This window comes from Bacteroidales bacterium (assembly GCA_029210725.1).
Classification (GTDB): Bacteria; Bacteroidota; Bacteroidia; order Bacteroidales.
This window is the reverse complement of record JARGFM010000007.1, coordinates 1-21607: the sequence shown is the minus strand read 5'-3', so window position 1 is coordinate 21607 and position 21607 is coordinate 1. Positions and strand designations below refer to the sequence as shown.

The window sequence follows — 21607 nt, the reverse complement described above, 5'->3', positions numbered from 1 at the left end:
AAGATTTGAACGGAAACAAAGTTAACTTATTTTGGAAACAGGGAAAGCTTCAGAGCCCAATAGCATGTTTCAATTCGGAGATCTGGCTGTCCCACAAATCTACAGCATCGTCCTTTTCATTCTCTTCAGCGAAATCCGTGATCAGAAGTGCCACATCCCCTGTCAGTTCATCGGTATGAATCCTGAACTCAAAAAACTGTTCCTGGTTTTCATCATCCTCCCATTGAAAGCGTATAAACTTATTGGCCTTCTTCTGCACCACAGTGGCCGTATGTTCGGTTCCTTCCCACACAAAATTAAATTTGCCCCTTCTCAGATTCACATCATCGGCAAACCATTCGGAAAGACCCTCCGGAGTACTTAATCTTGCATATAAGAAATTGGGGGAGGTATTGAAGGTATATTCCAGTTCGTATTTAATCTTCATTCGGATATAGAATTAGTTCATAATTCAGTCCTACTTGCAATATAATAAAAATCTGCATATTTCAAAGCCCGGGACCTCTGAGCAATCTTCAGGGATTCAAATACCTAGAATCAATATAAAAAAGCCTTCTGAGATACAGTTTTGTTGAAAGTGATTATATTTATGACTTCGCTGCTGTAAGGTTAAGATATTCCCTAAAGAGTGTATGGGATTGATATACAGTAAGATAAAACGGATGAGAAATTTGGCGCTTTGAAATCATTAAATACGAATAAGCATTTTATAAATTAAAAAATAATCAAATGGACAACAAACGCAATAACATGGTAGTGGGTATGTCGGTTTTCGGCTCCATATTTTTCATTTTTGGTTTTGCCACTACATTTATTATTACCTTAACTGCTCCGGTTAAGGAGATTTTTGGTTTATCGGAGCTTGCTGCCCAGTTAATCACCTCGGCGTTTTTTATAACCTATCCGATTATGTCAATCCCGGCCGGGAAACTGATTGATAAAATAGGCTATAAATATACCGTAATTACCGGTCTGTTTTTAATGGCGCTTGGCAGTTTTATTTTTATACCGGCAGCTAAATTACCCTCATTCCCTATCTTTTTGATAGGAACCTTTATCCTGGCAACCGGTGTTGTTTTGTTGCAGGTCGCAGCAAATCCCTATGTTACTGCACTTGGGCCTGATTCTTCCGCTTCGAGCCGTTTAAATTTGACACAGGCACTGAACTCCGTTGCTACCATGATTGCTCCCTGGTTGATTTCAGTGGCTATTTTCAAAGGATTACAATTCCCTCAGGATAATATGGTAGCTGCAGACAGGGTACCTCTGCCCTTTATTGTGATGGGTGTTTTTGTAATTATCGTTGCCATTGCTTTGTTCTCGATCAAATTGCCTGTTATTAAAACGGAAGAAAGTACCGGCAAAAAGAAAAGTGTATGGAAATATCCTCATGTGGTTCTGGGTGCTATTGCCATATTCGTGTATGTTGGTGCTGAGGCTGGCAACGCCGGGCTGATTGTTAATTACCTCCGGAATTCAATCAATATCTCTTCTGAAATGGCTTCTACCTATGCGGCCATTTACTGGGGAGGGGCAATGGTTGGACGTTTCTTCGGATCCTTTATGTTCACCGACCGGAAAATGTCGAAAAAACTTTTGTTTGTGATTCCTGTATTGATTCTGGCTTTTATTTCAGGTTCGTTTGTGACTGATTGGAACTGGGCGATCGGAGCCACCTTTACCGGAGCTGCAATGCTTAACTTTGTCATTATGCTGGTTGGCCGCGGAAAAGCAGCCCGTACACTGGCCATTTTTGCCCTGGCAGCAGCTGCGCTCGATCTTACAACGACCTTTACAGGCGGAGACATAGCGCTTTGGACGATCATTTCCATCGGATTATTCAACTCCATTATGTTCCCCAATATTTTCGCACTGGCAGTCAGAGACCTGGATAAGGCAGAACTAAGTTCTGCTTCCGGCTTAATCAATGCCTTGATTTTAGGTGGAGCACTTATACCTCCACTTATGGGAGCCATTGCTGATGGCGCTGGTTATACCTGGGCCTTTATTGTTCCGGCCATGTGTTACCTTTACATATTCTTTTATGCCGTAAAAGGAAGTATGATCCGAAGGTAATCTTACTGAAATAGGTAATTAAAGTTCCCCGCAGCTTTGCTGCGAGGAACTTTTCGCTTCACAAAGCAAGCTTAAGCGAAGCTCAAAAAAGTCAAAACGAGCGTTTAAATATGTATGTAATTAATGAAATTTAATTAATCTAAATAATGGTCAAATTATCAATCGGAATCGATATAGGAGGAACCAATACGGTTATTGGAGTTGTAAACCAGGACGGGAAGATATTACTGGAAGACTCTTTACCCACGCCTCCCAAAAAATTAAATCCCAGGGCTGATCAGCAGGTTTCAGATAAACTGCTGCAAAATTTTATTTTGGAAATCAGCAGAATAACCAATTCTTTACTTACAAAAATTAATCTTGATTATGAGGTTGTGGGTATCGGAATAGGAGCACCTAATGCCAACTACAATGAAGGTACCATAGAATTTGCCCCTAATCTGCCATTTACCGGGAAAGTGCCTTTTTGTAAAATACTGGCTGAAAAGTTTCCTGACATGCCGAAGATACGTATAACCAATGATGCAAATGCAGCGGCATTGGGTGAAAAGGCCTATGGTGGTGCACGAAATATGGACAACTTTGTGATGTTCACCCTGGGAACGGGGGTAGGTAGCGGGCTTTTTTACAATGGGGATGTCGTATATGGTGTCGACGGTTTTGCCGGGGAATGCGGGCATAACACCATCGTTGCCGATGGCCGCTTGTGCGGATGTGGCGGAAGAGGTCATCTGGAAGCGTATTGTTCTGCTCCGGGTATGAAAAGAACGGCTTTTGAACTTCTGCTGAGAGACCACGCGGAGGATAGCTTACTGTCCGCTTACAGCTACAAAGAGATGACATCCAAACATATTTTTGAGGCGGCAGTTCAGGGTGATAAGATCGCCCTGGAAGTATTCGAGATCACGGGTAAATATTTGGGGATGGCTTTGGCTACTACGGTACACCATTTGAGTCCGGAAGCCATCTTTCTCTTCGGTGGCCCCGTTGCTGCAGGTGATTTAATTCTCAAACCAATAAAAGAAAGTCTGGAGAACAGCTTATTGCCTGTCTTTCGGAAAAGAAATATTCCCATACTTGTCTCTGAGTTGGATCTTGGACATGCAGCGATACTCGGAGCCAGTGCGCTGGTGTGGAACAATTAAATTCTCCAATAAGGACACCGTATTTTACAATCTCAGATTTTAGAATCTGAGGGTGGGACTGTTCTTCATCGAACCGGAATTACATCACTTTTTTTTCCTGTTTGCCAGCTCACCCTGGATCATTTCGAGCGACTTACCTTTTGTTTCGGGCATCAGTCGAAGCACGAAAAGCAGCTGAAGCACCATCATGATTGCGAAAATCAGGAAGGTGGTGCCTCCCCCGAGTTTTGCAGCGATAGCAGGGAAGGAGAAAGCAATCAGGGCTGCCATGAACCAGTGTGTAAAGCTTCCCAGGGCCTGGCCGCCAGCCCTGACTTCATTGGGAAACACCTCTGAGATAAATACCCAGATGACTGCACCCTGTGAGAAAGCAAAGAAGGCGATATATATGAAAAGGAATATGGGTACCGCCAGACCACCAAAAGATTCTGAGTAAAAGGCTCTGGATACCAGTCCAAGAGTGATGATCAGGCCTATGGATCCGATAAGCATCAGGGTCCTTCGGCCGATTTTATCGATAAAGCGCATCGCCAGGAGGGTAAATATGAAATTTACAATTCCGATCCCCGCGGTGGACAGCAATGCGGAGCTTTCTCCTAATCCGGTCATCTCAAATATCCGGGGAGCATAATAAATAATGGCGTTAATCCCGGATACCTGGTTAAAGAAGGCAATCAGAACTGCCAGCAGAATGGGAAGGCGGTAGATCCTGGACTTAAACAGATGCTGATCCGTATTCGTTTCATGTCTGGACTGTTGAATGTTTTTAAGCGTCTCCTCCACGTTGGCCGGGTTGATCAGTTCCAGGACAGCCCTGGCCTCGTCCACCAGGTTCCTTTTCAGGATAAGCCATCTCGGACTCCTTGGGATCCGGAGTACCAGGACGAGGAAGAGGATCGCGGGGATGGCTTCGACGCCCAGCATCCATCTCCAGGAGTTTGGACCTGTCCCGGCGATAAAATAATTGGAGATATAGGCAATGACAATTCCAAAGACCACATTGAACTGAAACATGGCTACCAACTGACCCCTTCTGTCTGCAGGGGAAATCTCGGATATATACATGGGTGCTGCCACCGAGGATGCTCCAACTCCAAGCCCGCCAAGGAAACGGAATATCATGAACAAATACCAGTTTGTGGAAAGGGCAGATCCCAGGGCAGATATTAAATAAAGCACCGCGATCCAGAACAGAGTCATTTTCCGGCCGATCCGGTCAGAAGGAATTCCTCCGAACAGTGCACCAATCACCGTACCTATAAGTGCGATGGAGACGGTAAATCCATGCTGAACGGAATTCAGTCCCCAAATCTTTTGAATATACTGTTCAGCCCCTGAAATGACAGCCGTATCGAATCCAAAAAGAAATCCCCCCAGGGCAACGGTGATCGACCAGAATAAAATACGATGATGTTTCATATATGGCTATTTTGAAACAAATGTATATTTTTATTCCATGCATTCAAATCACTTCATCGAACTGGCAAAGTCACGATATTCCTGCCGCAGTTACGAGGCCCGACCCGTGGAACAGGAGAAACTCACTCTTATCCTGGAGGCTGGCAGGGTGGCCCCCTCGGCCGTAAATTTCCAGCCCTGGCACTTTTATGTGATCCGGGAGAAACACGATCTGGAACGCTTTTATGAAGCCTATCACCGGGAGTGGTTCAGGACCGCCCCCTGTGTGATTGTGGTCTGTGCTGATCATTCCAGGTCCTGGAAAAGAAAGGACGATGGGAAGGATCACGCAGATGTGGACATTGCCATTGCCACCGATCATATGACCCTGCAGGCTGCCGAACTCGGTCTGGCCACCTGCTGGATCTGTAATTTTAATGTGGAAAAGACCAGGGAATTGCTGAAGCTTCCCGGTCACCGGGAACCGGTGGTTATTTTACCTCTGGGATACCCGCTGGACCGTGCAGATCCGGAGAGGCACCGTGATAAACGCAAGCCCCTGTCGGAGATTGTCAGCTACGGCCTGTAGCGTCCTTTGCCCAAAACAACAATCCGGGGATATTTGAAGCCTTTTTTTTACTGAATAGTATAAAAATAATTAATTTCGTCTATTAAATGACTAATGTTCATTAAATAAAATAATAGTCAGTTATGGGAATAGCCGAAAGAAAAGAGCGTGAGAAACAGCAGCGCAAAGATGAGATTGTTCTGGCCGCAGAGAAGGTCTTCTTTAGCAAAGGCTTTGACCTCGCCACCATGGACGATATTGCAGAGGAAGCGGAGCTGAGCAAGGGGACGCTATACCTCTATTTTAAAAGCAAGGAGGACCTGCACATGGCCGTGGCCCGCAGGTCTATCCGCCTTCTCAGATCGGTAACCCTGAAGGCCACAGAGGGGGGGGGCACTGCCCTGGAGAAACTGGGAAGGATGGGACGTGCCACCATTGAGTTCTCCAGATCGGATCCCGATCGTATGAGAGCCATTATGACCCTGGAAGAGATGGAGCCACAGACTTTGAGTGTCAGCACGAGCGACGTACAAGAGATGATCTATAAGGAATCGACCGTGGAAACAGTGATCCAGCTGGTAGAACAGGGTGTGAAAGAGAAGCTGATCCGGGCAGATGTGCCGGCCCTGCTGATTGCGCATACCCTGTGGATGACCGTACTCAGTGTGGTGCGCTTTGTGACCATGAAACCTGCCCTTCTTGAGGTCCTGGAGCTTACCCAGGACCAGATACTTGACAGTCATTTTGCCCTGGTATTAAACGGTATCAGATCATGAAGCAAAAACTCATTTTAATCCTTTTGTACAGCCTGGCATGTGCCTGTCTCCCGGCCCAGAATCCCTATCTGGAGGACTATATCAGGCAGGGTCTGGAGTCTAATACGGGACTCAGGCAGAAACAACTGGATTATAACGGCGATCTGGCTGCGCTAAAGGAGGCAAAAGGACTGTTTTTTCCGGATATCAGCCTGAATGCCAGATATACGGTAGCCGATGGAGGCCGGATCATTGAATTCCCTGTAGGGGATCTGCTGAATCCGGTTTACTCTACCCTCAATATGCTGACCGCATCCGAAATGTTTCCTCAGATTGAAAATGAAACCTTTCCGTTTTACCGGCCCACCGAACAGGAGACCAAGGTCTCCCTGGTGCAACCCATCTTTAATTCGGATCTTATTCAGAACTACCGGATCCGGAAGCAGCAGGCCGAAATAACCCGCATAGATGTGGAACGGTATAAGAGGGAATTAATCCGGGAGATCACCCAGGCATACTATGCTTACAAGAAAGCACACAATCTGGTGCTTCTGTCCGACACTTCCCTGAGCCTGGTCGCTGAGAATCTGCGGGTAAGCAAGAGCCTTTTTGAGAACGATAAAGTGACCATCGATGCGGTTTACCGGTCGGAATCGGAACTCAGCAAGGTGGAGGTTCAGCGGGCTCAGGCAAAAAACATTAAGGAGGCATCCAGGGCTTATTTCAATTTCCTTCTGAACCGTTCACTGGATGCTTCCATCGAGCTGATGACCGAATCGCCCTTACCCCCTGTTGTATCTCTGGAAGAAGCTACTTTGCTGGCCCTCCAAAACAGGGACGAATTACATCAGATCGAGCAGTATATGGAGCTCAATAAACATCTCAGGGCTCTGCACCGGGGAAAGAATATCCCGGGCCTGTTCGGGGTGGTGGATTATGGTTTTCAGGGAGAGCAGTACCGCTTTACCAATGAGGATGATTTTATGCTGGCATCGCTGGTTATGAGATGGAACCTGTTTCAGGGAGTGACAAACCATCAGAAGGTTCAGCAAAGCAGGATAGACGGGGAGAAGCTCGATGAACTCTACCTGGAGACTCAGCAGCAGATCAGCATGGAGCTGATTGACCATTTCTATGGACTGCAGGCTGCTTATGAGTCGGTCGAATCGGCGAACCAGCAGATCCGTTCAGCCAGGCGGGCCTATGAGCTGATTAAGCGGAAATACATGGAAGGCCAGTCTTCCCTGCTGGAACTGATTGATGCCCGCACCAGTATGACAGGTGCGGGAGCCAATGTCATTATAGCAAGGAGTGAATACTATAGCAGACTGGCCGGTTTTGAATGTGCCATGGGAGCAAACAGACCTGAAAAAAGTGGAAAATATGAGAACACTGAATAGCTTGATTTTCGCAGCAATCCTGCTGCTGGCCGGGTGCAGGCCCGATATCAGGAGGGAAACCAAAGAAAGCAAAGTGCTTCAGGTAAAGCTCTGGGAAGTAGAGCTCCGGGAATATAAGTTAGCTGTCAGGGCCGCAGGTATGCTGAGCACCACCACGGAAATGAAACTGGGCTTTAAAACCGGTGGGATCGTAAGGAAACTGAATGTGAAGGAGGGGGTTTCTGTGAAAGGGGGTGAAATTCTGGCAGAGCTGGATCTTTCTGAAATAGATGCCCGGGTAAACCAGGCGCGCATTAGCCTGGAAAAGGCAAAAAGAGACCTGACCCGGGCAAATAATCTTTACCAGGACAGCGTTGCCACCCTGGAGCAACTGCAGAATGCCAGATCTGCATTCGAGCTGGCTCAGTCACAACTCCGGATTGCCGATTTTAACCAGGAGTACTCCAGTATCAAGGCACCATCCCATGGAAGGATCCAGAAGGTTCTGGTGGAGACCAATGAGTTCATTGCTCCCGGGTATCCGGCCATTCTTTTTGCATCTATGGAGAATGACTGGGTGGTGTGTGTGGCACTGACAGACAAGGATATTGTAAAGTTTTCCCTGGGCGACTCGGCCCTGGTGGAGATGGATCCCTTTCCAGATGAGCGTTTTGCTGCGCGAATTACAAAACTGGGAAGCATTGCAGATCCCCTTACGGGGACCTATGAGGTGGATCTGACCCTGATCGAAACGAACCCCCGTTTCAGAACAGGTTTTATTGCCCGTGCTGATATTTTTCCCACACAGACCACCACTGCTGCTGTGGTTCCCCTGGAGTCGCTGCTTGAGGCCAGCGATCATAGCGCCTTTATCTATGTCTACCGGGATGGGGAAGTGAGCAGGAGAAGAATTCGCACAGGCCGTTTGATGGGCGATCTGATGATGGTGACCCAGGGTGTTGAACCGGGCGAACTGGTGGTTACGGAAGGTGCCAAGTATATCCTGCAGGATTCCAGGGTCGATCCCGTGAACCTTGATAAAGGCTCTGATCAATGAGACTGCCCCAACTGGCCATAGATAATCGCTCCTTTACCTGGATGGTCTTCATCTTCCTGACGGTATTTGGTGTCAGGTCCTTGATTACCATGCCCCGGACCGAGAATCCGGAAGTGACCGTGCCCGGTTCCTCCATCATCGTCCTGATGCCGGGGGCAGGTCCCCTGGACATGGAATCTCTGGTAGCGCTCCCCCTGGAGGAGGCCATGAATGAGCTGGATGATATCGAACGGATTATCACCGATGTGCGGGACGGCATTGCGGTGATCTCCGTGGAATTTGATTTTGAAACCGATGCCGATGAGAAATATGAGGAGGTGGTCCGGCAGGTAAACAGCATCCGGGGCACCCTGCCCGACGAGATCCTTCAGCTGGAGACCTGGCAATGGTCCATTTCCGATATGTCTATGATGCTGATGGCCCTGATCTCTGAGGATGCCCCTTTTAAGGAGATGGAACAGGTATCGGACGAGCTGGCAAAACGTTTCGAAAAGATCCGGAGTATACGAAAGGTGACAGCTTATGCACTTCCTGGTCAGGAGGTGCACATTCACCTGGATTTTGAGAAGATGGCCCTGGTCAATACAAGCCTGGACCAGATCACCAGGGCCATCCAAAGTAACAACATGAATATTCCCGGGGGAGATATCTCTCTGGGTAATAACAACCTGAACGTGAAGTCATCGGGATCCTTTAAAGACCTGGAGGAGATCAGGAATATGGTGGTTAATTCTCATATGGGAAGACTGATTCATCTGAAGGATGTGGCCACCCTGGGTTACGGCTACGAGGATCAGAACTACCGGGCCCGTTTCGGGGCCAAATCATTTCGCAGGGACAGCGTCCGCGGAGGGCGATGCATTTTTTTGGGAATTAGCCAAAAAGAGGGCCTGAATGTTCTGGAAACCGGCCGGGAACTGGATCCGGTTCTCGTAGCATTCAAAAAGCAACTGCCCTCAAACATGCGTCTTGAAGTAATCTACAACCAGCCCCAGACGGTCCGTAGCAGGATCAATGGCTTTATGAGCAATCTGCTCCAGGGCATTGTGCTGGTCGGCCTGGTGATATTTTTCTCACTGGGCTTCCGTTCCTCCGTGGTGGTGGTGATTGCCATTCCCTTGTCACTGACCATCGGTCTGGGATTTGTGGACCTCTCCGGTTTTGGCCTTCAGCAGATCTCCATCGGTGGACTGGTGGTGGTGCTTGGGCTCCTGGTAGATAATTCCATTGTCATGGTGGAGAATATCAACCGCTACCTTCAGATGGGGCACTCCCGGCGGGAAGCTTCTATCCATGCAGCCTCAGAGATTGGCTGGCCTGTGGTCACAGCAACGCTGACTACCGTGCTGGCATTTGTTCCCATTGCCGCCATGCCGGGCAAGGCCGGGGAATTTATTAAATCACTTCCGGTAACCATTTCGCTTACCCTAAGTGTAAGCCTCCTCATTGCCCTGGCCTTTACCCCGATGATAACCAGCAAGTTTTTACAGCCAAAAGAAAAAGAGGCTCATAAGTCACGCGGAATCAGTGCTATACTAAACTGGGTGATTGAACACTCTTTCAGGAAAATCCTTCTGACAGCATTGCACAGACCCGGATGGACCATGCTGCTCGCCACCTTGTTCTTAATGGGATCGCTGGCGATGTTTCCTTTGGTGGGCATCAGCTTCTTTCCCAAGGCCGAACAGGCTAACCTGATGATACAGGCCACTCTTCCCGAAGGGTCCAGTCTCGACCGGACCGATCAGGTGACACGTCATATTGAATCGGTTCTTGATACCATGCCCGAGGTCAGGTACTATGCCACCAATGTGGGTCATGGAAATCCCAGGATCTATTACAATGTGTTCCCAAAACGTTTTGATAAATGCTATGCAGAGGTATATGTCCAGTTATATCATTATGATAGTGAAGAGTTTGCTGATTTGATTGAACGCCTGCGCCGGACCTTTGAGTCTTATCCCGGGGCAGGTATCCGGGTGAAGGAATTTGAGCAGGGGCCCCCCTTCGATGCCCCGGTGCAGATTTACCTGAGCGGAGAGGACCTGGAAGTATTGAAGGGGATTTCCGCCGATGTGGAGCAAATGATACGGGAGCAACCCGGGGCTATCAATATTGATAATCGTTTTGTAAAGACCAATACCGAGTTGCTGCTGAATATCAATAAGGAGAAGGCCAATATGCTGGGTGTTCCGGTCATTGAGATTGACAGAACCATCCGTACAGCAGTGGCCGGCATGGCTGTTTCCAGTTTCAGGGATCCTTCCGGAAAGGACTATCCGGTGGTGTTGAAAATGGACCGGGGAGATCGCTTTGGTGAGGAGGTGCTGGAACGGATCTATGTATCTTCACTGTCGGGCCGGCAGCACCCTTTGAAACAATTCGTGGAGTTGGAACTGCAACAGGCTCCAAGCTCCATATCCAGATATGATATGGAACGGACTGCGGAGATCCTGGCCGATGTGGAGCGTGGTTACACCCTGGATGAGATCATGGACCCCGTGCTGGAACAGCTGGAAAAATACGAAATGCCAACAGCTTACTCTTATACCATAGGGGGCGAACTGGAAGGAAGATCGGATGCGTTCGGGGGGGTGACCAATGCCGTGATCATTGCCCTGGTCTCCATCCTGTCGGTTCTGGTATTGCAGTTCAGATCCTTCAGGCAGCCGCTGATTGTTTTCCTGGCTATTCCCTTTGCTGTAACCGGGATGATATGGGCCCTCTGGATCACGGGAAATACTTTTTCCTTTACAGCCTTTATTGGTCTGACCAGCCTGGTGGGCATTGTGGTTAATAATTCGATCATCCTGGTCGATTATATCAATAAACTCCGGGAGAGGGGGGAGCCCCTCCACAAGGCCCTGCAACTGGCGGCTGAAACCAGGTTCACTCCCATCCTGCTTACTGCTTTGACCACTATTGGGGGACTCCTGCCACTCACCCTGAGGGGCGGGACCCTCTGGGCTCCAATGGGATGGACCATTATCGGAGGATTGTTTGTATCCACCCTGCTGACCCTGGTGATTGTTCCGGTGATTTATAAATTGCTGGAGCAAAAGAGCAGGGATGCAGATATGGCTTGATTGTTTTAGAACTTCGTTATAACTTGTCAGGAAATATAAAAGGAAGGATTATGAAATCAATGCTCATATGTTTGGTGGCGGGAATCCTGTTCACCGCTCCCCTTGCCGGACAGTTTAAAAGCGACATCATTCAAACCAGCGTAGGGGAGCTGGAAATGTTCTTTATCGGACACTGCACCCTGATGTTTAAAATCAATGGTCTGGTGATCCACATTGATCCCGTTATGAGGGAGGCCGATTATGCCAGCCAGCCGGATGCCGACCTGGTCCTGGTCACCCACGAGCATGGCGATCATCTGGATATGTCTGCCATCGGACATATCATGAAAGAGAATACGCAGCTTATATTGACAGAAACATGCCTGGAACAGCTGGAGGATTTCGAGGCCATGGTAATGAAAAACGGAGATTCGGAAACCATTCAAGGTATAAAGATCAAAGCCATCCCGGCTTATAACCTGTTACATAAGCGCCCCAACGGGAGCCCTTATCATCCCAAAGGGGTCGGAAACGGGTATATTCTTGAATTTGGAAATACCAAAGTGCTGATAGCCGGTGATACCGAAAATATCCCGGAGCTCAGGAATCTGAAAGAGGATATCGCTGTAGCCTTTCTTCCCATGAATGTACCATATACCATGACCCCGGAGATGGTGGCAGATGCTGCCTTGGCTTTTCAACCCGGGATTCTGTATCCCTATCATTACGGGGAGACCGATCCCGAGGAGCTGGTTTCTTTGCTGAAAGATGAGAAGGGCATTGAGGTAAGAATCCGTGACCTGAAATGATCCCGTTGCTGATTCCGGCCAGGAATCATCCTGCAAAGAGCTCAGGAGGAACATTCCTGGTCTGTCCCCGTTGATCAGTTGTGAATAAATACATTCCGGAGCCTTGTTCCTATTACTTATATTTATGTTGCTATGAAAGTCAGACAGATATTATTGCTTCTTTTACTGGCAGGCGGTACCATTTTGAACGGACAGTATACCAAAGAGTTCAAGAGGATCTTTTTTGATGCTGATTACCTGATGGAGACCGACTTTTATGAAGAGGCCTTAAACCGTTATAAAAACTTACTGACACTTGATCCGGGAAACCACAATATTCTGTTTCGTTGCGGAGCCTGCTGTCTGAATATCCCCGGAAACGAAGATCAGGCCATTACCTATCTGAAGGAGGCCGTAGAAGGGGTCTCCATGAATTATAAAGATAAATCACATAAAGAGTCCGGAGCACCCGTTATCAGCCATTTCATGCTGGGTCAGGCCTATCACCTGAATTACCAGTTCGAAGATGCCATTGCGCATTATTCCGAGTATCTGGATATCGCCAGTAACCAGGATCCGATTCAGCTGGAGTATGCCAGGATGCAGATCGAAGCCTGTGAAAGAGCCTCCGCCATTGAGCTTACACGTCCCTTATTTGAATTCCAGGGGGTACTGGGACATTTTGACGAGGATCTGCCCTCCTGCAGCAATCCGGTGATCTCAGGCGATGGCCGGATACTCATCTTCCTGGTGGACTATCCTTCAGACAGAAAAATCATGATGTCGACCCGCACCGACAGCCTGTGGACCAGGCCAAGGGTTATTAACAGAGAAATTGGAATGGTAGGGGAGACTTATCCGGTATCCATCTCCTATGACGGGAAGGACCTCTATCTGGTTCACCATTTTTATTCTCATTCGGATATTTTCGTTTCCCATCTGGAAGGGAAGCGCTGGTCGGAAGCGGAGGCCCTGGGTTATCAGATCAATGGAAGAACCTCTGAAAATCACGCCAGCATCTCCAGGGACGGAAAAACGCTCTATTTCACCAGCGACGTCAGAGGTGGCCAGGGTAGTTTTGATATTTATGTATCCCGTCTCAATGAGAAAGGAGAGTGGGGGGAGCCGGTGAACCTGGGACCAGTCATCAATACACCCTATGAGGAGCATACTCCTTTTATCTCCGAAAATGACTCCATCCTCTTTTTCAGTTCCCAGGGTCATGCTTCCATCGGCGGGACGGATGTTTTTCATTCCAGGCTGCAGAGCGATGGTAGCTGGAGTGAACCTGAAAACCTGGGTTACCCGGTGAATACCCCGGGCGATGACCTGTTTTTCAATCCGGGCTGGGATGAACTGGAAGGCTACTATGCCGTCAGAAGGGTGGATGACCCGGGCTCCAATACCATAAATATGGTGATGGAAGTGGAATATGAGGAGGAGCTGGCGCAGAATATGGCCCGGGAGCCTGAAGAGACCAGTCCCGCTGACGAAAAGGATCCGGAGCCGACACCCATTGCACAGTCGGCCCCCGGGGTTCAAACCCCTGTGCCTGCACCGGAGATGATTACAGTGGAGCAGGTGATCGAACCCCCCAATACGGATGAAATTGAGATGGTGTTAAATGCGCGAAAGCCTGAGTCCGAATTTGATCCTCCTCTGCCTGAGCCGGTGACTGAAAGTCCAGTACCGGAACCTGAGATGATTTCCGCTTTCACCTATGAACTCAGCACTTCCATACATTTTGAAACCAATAAGTATGAACTGGTTCTGGCTGCCCAGCTTGAGATCGAAAGGGTGGCTGAACTGATGGCCTACCATCCGGAATCGGTCGTGGAGCTTACCGGTTACACAGACTCCGTTGGGGATGAGGGTTTTAATATGATACTCTCCATGTATCGTGCCGAGAAGGTGGCAGAATACCTCGAGATGAGGGGTGTTGACCTGGAGAGGATGCGGCTCGATGGCAGGGGAGAGTCTGCTCCCGTGGCCATAAACACTTATTCGGATGGTACGGATGCACCCCTGGGCAGATATCTGAACCGTCAGGTATATTTGAAAATAAAAGGTAAACTGCCCCTCGATTCCGGGCTCTCGGGGGTATATATTCCAAAGAACCTGCTTTACCAGGTTGAAGATACCCCACGGCGCGTTGCCAGGGAGTTTCACTATACCATACAATTGAATGCAGCCAGGATGCCCATCCTCCTGTCCCGTTTTGAAGATATTGTTGAGATAAAAGAGTATTCCTGCCGGGACGGCTATTACAGATATACCACAGGCACATTCCGTACATTCCAGGAGGCCCGGAATCGTTTATTGGATGTCAGGGCCATGGGCTATGAAGATGCCTTTATCCAGACCCGGGAGTGGTATGAGCGCTCTGTGAAATAAGCTTTTTACCACCAGGGGCTAATATGGATTTGGAATAAATAAAAGTTCTCCCGAATTTTTCCTTTCGTTAACTGCCTCTAAATTTGAGAATTACACATTCCGGATAAGAAAGGGCCGGCTGCTATCCCCAGCAAAGCATATTTTAGAACATATTTCCTGCCCCGGAAGCTCCCGTTTCAGTGGATTAGCTACAGAATTTCTACAGAATTGAAAGTTATGTTTGCCCGGGATTCTATTGTTTTCTATAAAACAACTTTCTAAAATAAGAAAAATGAAAAATTTGTTATACCTGTTGCTTGCCTTATTTATTATAAGCTCCTGCGATAATACCATTGAACCCGATCCGCCCGTAAGCCTGGCCGATTCCATCAGCATGGGTGCCGGCTATGCCGACGAAGTCTATTACAGCCTGGAGAACGGCATTGTAAAGACTTCTCCTCGCTCTGCCTGGGATATTGCCTTCTCGACCAACCCCATGAGCTCGACCATACTGATCAATGAAGGTTACGGGGTGGAACTTTATACCTATCCCAATGGGGACCATACTGCCTGGGATAACATCGATACCACGGGTCTCTCTCAGTGGCCCCCCATGTTTAATTCCGACACTTCCTGGTATTACGGAGCCTTTGACCGGAACGACCTGGGCCATCCCGACTACGGCTGGGGCGTGTATAACACCCAGACCCACGACGTGCTGGGCGACTCCCTGTTTATTATCCGGAACAGCGACGGCGACCTGATGAAACTATTTATCGAGAAACGCGCCGCCATGACCAACTCCTTTAGCATCAAATACGGCGGACTGGAAGCAGCCGGGGAGACGGCTGAAATTTCCTGCAGTTCTTATACGGCTAAAAATTTTATTTATTACTCGCTGACAGGTGGCGGGATCATCGATATAGAACCGGAATCCGATTCATGGGACCTCCTGTTTACCAAGTACTGGGATGAATCCATTCCCTACAATGTCACGGGGGTACTGACCAACATGGATCTGGAGACCGCGGAAGTCAGGGATACGGATCCGGGACTGGCCGATGCGGCGACTGCGGAATTCAGCACTCATATCTCTGTCATCGGTTCCGACTGGAAGAGTTTTGATATGGGTACTTTCACTTATGTCATTGAACCGGACCTTTGCTATTTCGTGAAGCGTGGGGAGGAAATCTATAAGATTACTTTTACCGGTACCGACGGCAGCACCTCCGGTAAGATCGTCTTTGATAAAGAGAAGCTGGATTAAGGTTGGATTTCATGGGCATTGGAAAGAAAGCCATTTTTACCACGGTAGTCCTTGCTTTGTGTAGTTATTGCGCGGTGTTTTCGCAGTCGAAGCTTGTGATCATTGACAAGGAGACGGGAAACACACTTCCCAATGCCCATGTTTGTTTTGAGAGCCTGGATAAGGAAAGCACTTCCTACAGCCTTACGGATAGAAACGGGGTCGTTGAAAACGGTGTCAGTAAAAGATCTCTGATCTCCGTTTCGTTCATCGGATACCAGACTTTAATCGATACCATCGGTCCGGGTAGCTCCGGTAATCTCTACCTGAAACCCTCCACCGTTGATTTTGACGAGGTGGTGGTCACGGCCCAGTTTTCACCCAGGCGGATCGATCAATCCATCTATAAAGTCAAGGTGATCGATAACAGTATCGTGGAGAAAAAGGGAGCGACGAATTTGTCGGAGCTGATCTCCAACGAGCTGAATTTCTCCTATGAACGGGATGCCGCCCTGGGATCGACCGTAAGGATCCAGGGCCTCGGAGGCGAACATGTAAAGATTCTGGTGGACGGGGTCCCCGTGGTGGGAAGACAGAACGGCATCCTGGACCTTTCGCAGATCAATGTCTCTTCCATCGATCACATTGAGATCGTGGAGGGACCCATGTCGGTGGTCTATGGCAGCAATGCCATGGCCGGGGTGATCAACATTATTACCAGGGAGAACAAGCGCAAGAGTTTAACGGCAGGAGCAGAAGGCTACTACGAAAGCGTGGGGGTCTATGATGTGGATGGTAATTTTTCCATCAATACGGGAAAAAACGCTGTCGGACTTTCCATGGGCAGGTATTTTTTCGGCGGATATTCGGAGGCGGATACCTCCAGGGCCAAGGAGTGGAACCCCAAAGTCCAGTACAACCTGGAAGGGTATTATGCCCTGACCCTGAAGAAATGGAAGGCAAAACTCTCGGCCAGTTACTTTGACGAAGAATTGCGGGACAAGGGGCATCTGAATCCGGATCTGAACTACGAGGGAGCCTTCGACTATTATCATTTTACCAAACGATGGGATACCAAGCTGGACCTGAACAGAATGCTGGGTGAGAAACAATACCTGAAGGTATCGGGGGCCTATTACACTTACCGGAAATCCAAAATAAGCTACCTGAACGACCTGGTGAACCTGGAGAAGACCCTGCTTCCCTTTCCGTCGGCCCATGACACCACCACCTTCCGGAACTATTTCAGCCGGGGGACCTACAGCAATGAGGAACTGGAGTGGATCACCTTTCAGGGAGGCTACGAGGTGAACTACGAGACGGCGGTCAGCAAACGGCTCATTGAGACCGAAAGCCTGGGCGATGTGGCGGCTTTCCTCAGCATGAACCTCCTCCCCTTCGATAAGTTCAACCTGCAGCCCGGATTTCGGTACATCTATAATTTCAAGTTCGATGCGCCCCTGGTCTACTCCCTGAATGTGAAGTGGGACCTCCTGAAAGTAATGAGCCTGAGAGGATCTTACGCCAAGGGTTTCCGGGCCCCTTCCATCAAGGAGCTCTACCTGAACTTCCAGGACATTAATCATAATATCCTGGGGAACCCGGACCTGGAGGCGGAGACCGGCAATAATTTCAATCTCTGGATGGATCTGAACCTGGGCTCCAAAAGCCACCAGCTGAGCAGTTCCACCAACCTGTATTACAATAAGATAGATAATAAGATCGAACTGCTCTACGATCCGGATGATGCCACCTCGGCCGTCTATTTTAACGTGCCGGCCGGGGCCATGATCTCCAAAGGATTCTCTTCCAGCCTCACCTACAGGCTTCACCCCAGATTAACGGTGAATACGGGCGTATTCCATAACAAGCTGTCGAGCATCATCAATACCAGCGAATTCACCCAGAGCACCGATTATACGGCAAATCTGAAATACAAGAATGTGAAGTACCGCTTTGAACTGTCGTTTTTCTATAAATACAGCGACCGGTACAGCAGGTACGTAGGGTCCATGGATATGGAGACCGGGGAGATTTACGATGTGTCGCTGAGCTACCTGGATGCCTATCACAATCTGGATGCCACCCTGAGCGTTCCCCTCTACAACGGGGCCGTCCGCCTGACCAGCGGGGTGAAGAATATTTTTGATAATAAATCGATCACCTCTTCGGGAGGCGGGGGAGTCCATTCAGGAGGCGGGGATGGCAGTGCCCTGATGAACTGGGGCCGCACCTTCTTCCTGAAGGCCAGCTATGCATTTAAGCGGTTTGACAAGTAGGAAAGGATGAAGTGGAGCGTTTTTGGCATATGGATAATACTGGCTCTGGGAAGCGTCTCCTGTTTTGAAGAAGACGAGGCGGTACCCCCCTATAATTTGCCCGAGGGGGTGGATACCCTGAGCCTGCAGAACTCCATTTACGACTACCAGGTATATGTGGATCTGAGTACGGGCAGCATTGTTTCTGAAAATGCGAACAGCGACTGGGTCCTGTCTTTCGAGTGTGCCGATACGGGGACCCACATCCGGATCAATTCCTCGGATTTCTGGGGGATCGCCCGGACAGGATCCACGGATTTGGAAGCCGTTTACACATCCGATCCGGGGCATGTATGGAGAGCCGACCGGTCCGACGGGAACCCCGATTCCACCGCGGTGGGCAGCTGGGTCCGTTTTGAGGAAGGCATTCCCACTTACACAAACGAGGTCTACCTGCTGGGGAAATACGACGGGATCGCCTATAAGCTGGCCAGGAAGGTGCAATTCATCTCTGTAAGTGAGTCCGCCTACCGCTTTCTGATCGATGAGCCCGGCGGAAGCGATCCGGATACCATAGAGGTGTTAAAGGATGCGCGTTACAATTATAGCCAGTTCTCCCTGGAAAGCAACAGCACAATCCAGCTTGAGCCGGAAAAGGAGGCCTGGGACCTTCTGTTCCAGCAATATTATACCATCCTGTTTACCGACGATGGGGTGCCCACTCCTTATTATGTAAGAGGAGTCCTGCTTAATCCAAACGGGGTGGAGGCTGCCCTGGACACCCTGGTGCATTTTCTGGATATTAACTACGCACTGGCCATTCAGATGCCCTTCTCCTCCGCTCTGGATGCCATTGGCCACGACTGGAAATCGGTGGAGGTGGATGAGGCCAGCAACTCTGCAGAATATAAAGTCCGGCCGGGCTACACCTACCTGGTCAGAGATGCAAATAATGAACTGTATAAACTCCGCTTTAAAAGTTATTTTAATAAATCCGGTGTAAAAGGCTGTCCGTCCTTCGAATTTGCCCGATTAAGCCCCGGATAATCCTTTTTGATTCTCTCACTAACTCTTTAAACTCTATGCTACCACTTGCCAAGATTGCCGCAACCGTTGTTACCCTGGCCCTGATTTCCTATTCCATTGCCATCCTGACCGAACAGAGAAAAAGAAAGGTCATCAACCTGGTACTTTTGTTTCTGACCCTGGGAGTGATCCTGGATGTTTGCGCCACCACCATGATGATCATCGTCTCCGAAAACAGTCCCTTCACCCTGCATGGCATCCTGGGATACTCCTCCCTGACCGCTATGGTTATCGATGCGGTTCTGCTCTGGAGATTCCGCATGAAGAAGGGCCCCGAAGAACAGGTTAGCAGGCCGGTGCATCTCTATTCCCGCATTGCCTACATCTGGTGGGTGGCGGCCTACATCACAGGCACCCTGATGGTGATGCTCAAATAAGCGAGGCCCGTTTACAGGGATCTTAGGTGAACCGACAACCGTCTGAAGTGAATCTGCAGCAATTTAAACTCAGGACCGTTCTCCTTGCTCCATTCTTTCTAAATGGCAAAATAACAATTCACCGGATTTTTCATCTCTCAAATGCATCCCATTTCCTTCACAGTAAGCAAAGAACTCACAATCCCCGCAAACTCCTGTCCTGGTCCAGCTTCTATCTCTGTATATCGAATATTTGTTAAGCCAGACCTCTCTGAAACTATCTTTGTAAATATTACCCTGAATGAAATTATCCCGCAGATTCGGACATGCAGAAATGGAACCATCTGCCAGGATCGAAGCCACATTAATACCTGCCCGGCAGAAAAAGAAATTATCTCTCACCCGGCCTTCATAATTACCTAAAAAGCCCTCGCAACCGTAGTTGAGCTTTATTTTTCCGTCTTTCCGGACTTTTTCTATGAAATCAAACAGGCCCTTAAACTCCCCTGGGTCCAATTGAAGCTCTTTTTGTTGTTTTGCCCTGCCAATTGGAAATACCGTGAAGATCCTCCACTCCTTTAAGCCCAGGTTTACCAATAAATCATAAAGTTCAGGCAGTTCATTGATATTTTTCTGATGAGCACAGGTCACCACATCGTATCGCAGGCCTTCTGTATTCCTTAAAAGGCTTAGGGCATTAATGGCATGCTTAAAACTTTTTTGATTGCCACGAAGCCAGTTATGTGATTCTTCCAGGCCATCCAGACTGATGGTCATTGCCCGGATTCCTGATCGAAGCAGTTTCTCAATCATGGGCTTTTGCATGCCCATGCCATTGGAAACTAAGCCCCAGGGAAAGCCCCTGTTATATAGTTCTGTCCCAATCTCGGAGATATCTTTCCTTAAAATAGGTTCTCCTCCTGTTAAAACAATCATTGTTTTATGGGGTGTAACTACAGGGCTTATGTCGTCCAGTGCTTTAAAGAAATCCTCCCTGGGCATGTCTTTAAGAGAGGAGTCTTTCATACAATCGCTACCGCAGTGAATACAATTCAAATTACATCGCAGTGTACATTCCCAAAAAATGTAACTCAGTTCATGAATCTTTATTTCATTCGCGCGATACCGCTTATGAAGTTTTAATGCAAGCTTTTTTTTAAACGGGATATTCCTGACGCTCATTCTGTGTCCCTGAGTTTCACATGTAACTCTTTTTCCGTCTCTCCCTGATCCCATCCTCCGGAGCCCCCTGTAAATTCAGGATCAATAAATTCGACGATCGTATCCAGGGGCTGATAGGCTCCGTTGCTTCCGCCGTCAATATCTTTAAACTCTACCAGATAAGCCTGGTCATCAGGAAAATCCATGGTTCCAACCTGGTAGTTACCCTGTTCATCGGTGTAAGCTGTGTCCACCCCCAAAACCACCCTTATGTTTGGCAAATTGGTGGAAGTCATCTCCGACTTGACATTCCCGTTTACTTTAAAAAACGCATGCGGAGTCCCGTATTCTACAGCGAGCGGACCATACTCACAGCCAGTTAAACTGCAGGCCGCCCCAAAACCCAGTATGGATAACAGCAAGCTTATTAAGGTATTGTACTTCTTTAACAGGGTCCGTTTCATTATCATCAGTTTTACAGAAGATGCCTGTGTTCTTGTTTTGGTTGCTTTTACCAGCCTGTTTCTTCTAAATGAGGCGGAATGTACCTGGCCATACTTGTTGGCAGAATGCATCCAATTGCCCTGGTTGTCATATTGGAATCCAAGCCCACCTGATTTTTGATCTCCTTTATACCTCCGGCAGAGGCAGGTTCATTTTCTGAACAATTTCAATGAACCTAGGGTTGTCGAATAATGGATCGAGAAAAAACATCTGCGTCGTTATATAAGGCATAACAGGATCGCGCACTTCAAAGCCCTTTTCGATCCAATCCATGGCTTTATCCGGCTGATCCACCATCATATACCTGATTGCCATTTCACCGGGCGCAGTGAATCCTTTTTGAGCCAGGACCTCCAACTGACGCAATGCTTCTTCATAGGCAGCAACAAAAC

General features: G+C 48.5%; 18 protein-coding genes. 13 read left to right on the top strand and 5 right to left on the bottom strand.

From position 1 onward, the window contains the following. Nucleotides 1-49: 49 nt before the first annotated feature. On the bottom strand, nucleotides 50-427 hold the full coding sequence (locus tag P1P86_05355; protein ID MDF1574600.1) for an START-like domain-containing protein: 378 nt from the start codon (nucleotides 425-427) through the stop codon (nucleotides 50-52). Nucleotides 428-729: 302 nt separating this feature from the next. Between P1P86_05355 and P1P86_05350 the strand changes: the two genes are divergently transcribed. Then, nucleotides 730-2076 (top strand): MFS transporter, encoded by a 1347-nt coding sequence (locus P1P86_05350; protein MDF1574599.1) that lies wholly within the window; start codon nucleotides 730-732, stop codon nucleotides 2074-2076. Between the two features lie 146 nt (nucleotides 2077-2222). Next, entirely contained in the window at nucleotides 2223-3221 is a 999-nt protein-coding gene (locus P1P86_05345) for an ROK family protein (GenBank protein MDF1574598.1), read from the top strand. 84 nt (nucleotides 3222-3305) lie between these two features. Here P1P86_05345 and P1P86_05340 read toward each other — a convergent pair whose 3' ends face one another. After that, entirely contained in the window at nucleotides 3306-4640 is a 1335-nt protein-coding gene (locus P1P86_05340) for a sugar porter family MFS transporter (GenBank protein ID MDF1574597.1), read from the bottom strand. 37 nt (nucleotides 4641-4677) lie between these two features. On the opposite strand from P1P86_05340, the gene P1P86_05335 reads away from it, so the two are divergent. The 11 genes from P1P86_05335 (at nucleotide 4678) to P1P86_05285 (ending at nucleotide 19571) form a co-directional block, all read left to right on the top strand. Then, a complete protein-coding gene (locus P1P86_05335; protein ID MDF1574596.1) occupies nucleotides 4678-5208 on the top strand; it encodes a nitroreductase family protein in 531 nt (176 codons plus the stop codon). 122 nt (nucleotides 5209-5330) lie between these two features. Further along, nucleotides 5331-5963: a TetR/AcrR family transcriptional regulator gene (locus tag P1P86_05330; GenBank protein ID MDF1574595.1), complete on the top strand. Its 633-nt coding sequence runs from the start codon at nucleotides 5331-5333 to the stop codon at nucleotides 5961-5963. Continuing rightward, complete coding sequence (locus tag P1P86_05325) at nucleotides 5960-7342, top strand: TolC family protein (protein MDF1574594.1); 1383 nt, start codon at nucleotides 5960-5962, stop codon at nucleotides 7340-7342. The genes P1P86_05330 and P1P86_05325 overlap by 4 nt, the downstream gene beginning before the upstream one ends. After that, nucleotides 7326-8378 (top strand): efflux RND transporter periplasmic adaptor subunit, encoded by a 1053-nt coding sequence (locus P1P86_05320; protein MDF1574593.1) that lies wholly within the window; start codon nucleotides 7326-7328, stop codon nucleotides 8376-8378. Before P1P86_05325 ends, P1P86_05320 begins: the two co-directional genes overlap by 17 nt. Next, nucleotides 8375-11464 (top strand): efflux RND transporter permease subunit, encoded by a 3090-nt coding sequence (locus P1P86_05315; GenBank protein MDF1574592.1) that lies wholly within the window; start codon nucleotides 8375-8377, stop codon nucleotides 11462-11464. Before P1P86_05320 ends, P1P86_05315 begins: the two co-directional genes overlap by 4 nt. 50 nt (nucleotides 11465-11514) lie before the next feature. Beyond that, entirely contained in the window at nucleotides 11515-12252 is a 738-nt protein-coding gene (locus P1P86_05310) for an MBL fold metallo-hydrolase (GenBank protein MDF1574591.1), read from the top strand. A 132-nt stretch (nucleotides 12253-12384) separates the two neighbouring features. Next, nucleotides 12385-14625, top strand: coding sequence for an OmpA family protein (locus P1P86_05305; GenBank protein MDF1574590.1), 2241 nt, complete (start codon nucleotides 12385-12387; stop codon nucleotides 14623-14625). 271 nt (nucleotides 14626-14896) lie between these two features. Continuing rightward, nucleotides 14897-15871 (top strand): hypothetical protein, encoded by a 975-nt coding sequence (locus P1P86_05300; GenBank protein MDF1574589.1) that lies wholly within the window; start codon nucleotides 14897-14899, stop codon nucleotides 15869-15871. A gap of 11 nt (nucleotides 15872-15882) precedes the next feature. Continuing rightward, nucleotides 15883-18129, top strand: coding sequence for a TonB-dependent receptor (locus P1P86_05295; protein ID MDF1574588.1), 2247 nt, complete (start codon nucleotides 15883-15885; stop codon nucleotides 18127-18129). 6 nt (nucleotides 18130-18135) lie between these two features. Then, nucleotides 18136-19155 (top strand): HmuY family protein, encoded by a 1020-nt coding sequence (locus P1P86_05290; GenBank protein ID MDF1574587.1) that lies wholly within the window; start codon nucleotides 18136-18138, stop codon nucleotides 19153-19155. Between the two features lie 35 nt (nucleotides 19156-19190). After that, a complete protein-coding gene (locus tag P1P86_05285) occupies nucleotides 19191-19571 on the top strand; it encodes a hypothetical protein (protein MDF1574586.1) in 381 nt (126 codons plus the stop codon). Between the two features lie 69 nt (nucleotides 19572-19640). On the opposite strand, the gene P1P86_05280 is transcribed toward P1P86_05285, so the two are convergent. The 3 genes from P1P86_05280 to P1P86_05270 form a co-directional block, all read right to left on the bottom strand. After that, on the bottom strand, nucleotides 19641-20732 hold the full coding sequence (locus P1P86_05280; GenBank protein MDF1574585.1) for a TIGR04133 family radical SAM/SPASM protein: 1092 nt from the start codon (nucleotides 20730-20732) through the stop codon (nucleotides 19641-19643). Beyond that, a complete protein-coding gene (locus P1P86_05275) occupies nucleotides 20729-21175 on the bottom strand; it encodes a radical SAM-associated putative lipoprotein (protein ID MDF1574584.1) in 447 nt (148 codons plus the stop codon). Before P1P86_05275 ends, P1P86_05280 begins: the two co-directional genes overlap by 4 nt. A 166-nt stretch (nucleotides 21176-21341) precedes the next feature. Further along, a partial coding sequence (locus P1P86_05270; GenBank protein ID MDF1574583.1) for a hypothetical protein occupies nucleotides 21342-21607 on the bottom strand: 266 nt, incomplete at its 5' end.

Excerpts from the sequence above, each read along its gene's own strand:
- P1P86_05285 (MDF1574586.1), top strand. The coding sequence starts at position 19,191 with ATGCTACCACTTGCCAAGATTGCCGCAACCGTTGTTACCCTGGCCCTG.
- P1P86_05355 (MDF1574600.1), bottom strand. The coding sequence starts at position 427 with ATGAAGATTAAATACGAACTGGAATATACCTTCAATACCTCCCCCAAT.
- P1P86_05325 (MDF1574594.1), top strand. The coding sequence starts at position 5,960 with ATGAAGCAAAAACTCATTTTAATCCTTTTGTACAGCCTGGCATGTGCC.
- P1P86_05310 (MDF1574591.1), top strand. The coding sequence starts at position 11,515 with ATGAAATCAATGCTCATATGTTTGGTGGCGGGAATCCTGTTCACCGCT.
- P1P86_05305 (MDF1574590.1), top strand. The coding sequence starts at position 12,385 with ATGAAAGTCAGACAGATATTATTGCTTCTTTTACTGGCAGGCGGTACC.
- P1P86_05290 (MDF1574587.1), top strand. The coding sequence starts at position 18,136 with ATGAAGTGGAGCGTTTTTGGCATATGGATAATACTGGCTCTGGGAAGC.
- P1P86_05315 (MDF1574592.1), top strand. The coding sequence starts at position 8,375 with ATGAGACTGCCCCAACTGGCCATAGATAATCGCTCCTTTACCTGGATG.
- P1P86_05340 (MDF1574597.1), bottom strand. The coding sequence starts at position 4,640 with ATGAAACATCATCGTATTTTATTCTGGTCGATCACCGTTGCCCTGGGG.
- P1P86_05275 (MDF1574584.1), bottom strand. The coding sequence starts at position 21,175 with ATGAAACGGACCCTGTTAAAGAAGTACAATACCTTAATAAGCTTGCTG.
- P1P86_05350 (MDF1574599.1), top strand. The coding sequence starts at position 730 with ATGGACAACAAACGCAATAACATGGTAGTGGGTATGTCGGTTTTCGGC.
- P1P86_05335 (MDF1574596.1), top strand. The coding sequence starts at position 4,678 with ATGCATTCAAATCACTTCATCGAACTGGCAAAGTCACGATATTCCTGC.
- P1P86_05320 (MDF1574593.1), top strand. The coding sequence starts at position 7,326 with ATGAGAACACTGAATAGCTTGATTTTCGCAGCAATCCTGCTGCTGGCC.
- P1P86_05330 (MDF1574595.1), top strand. The coding sequence starts at position 5,331 with ATGGGAATAGCCGAAAGAAAAGAGCGTGAGAAACAGCAGCGCAAAGAT.
- P1P86_05345 (MDF1574598.1), top strand. The coding sequence starts at position 2,223 with ATGGTCAAATTATCAATCGGAATCGATATAGGAGGAACCAATACGGTT.
- P1P86_05295 (MDF1574588.1), top strand. The coding sequence starts at position 15,883 with ATGGGCATTGGAAAGAAAGCCATTTTTACCACGGTAGTCCTTGCTTTG.
- P1P86_05280 (MDF1574585.1), bottom strand. The coding sequence starts at position 20,732 with ATGAGCGTCAGGAATATCCCGTTTAAAAAAAAGCTTGCATTAAAACTT.
- P1P86_05300 (MDF1574589.1), top strand. The coding sequence starts at position 14,897 with ATGAAAAATTTGTTATACCTGTTGCTTGCCTTATTTATTATAAGCTCC.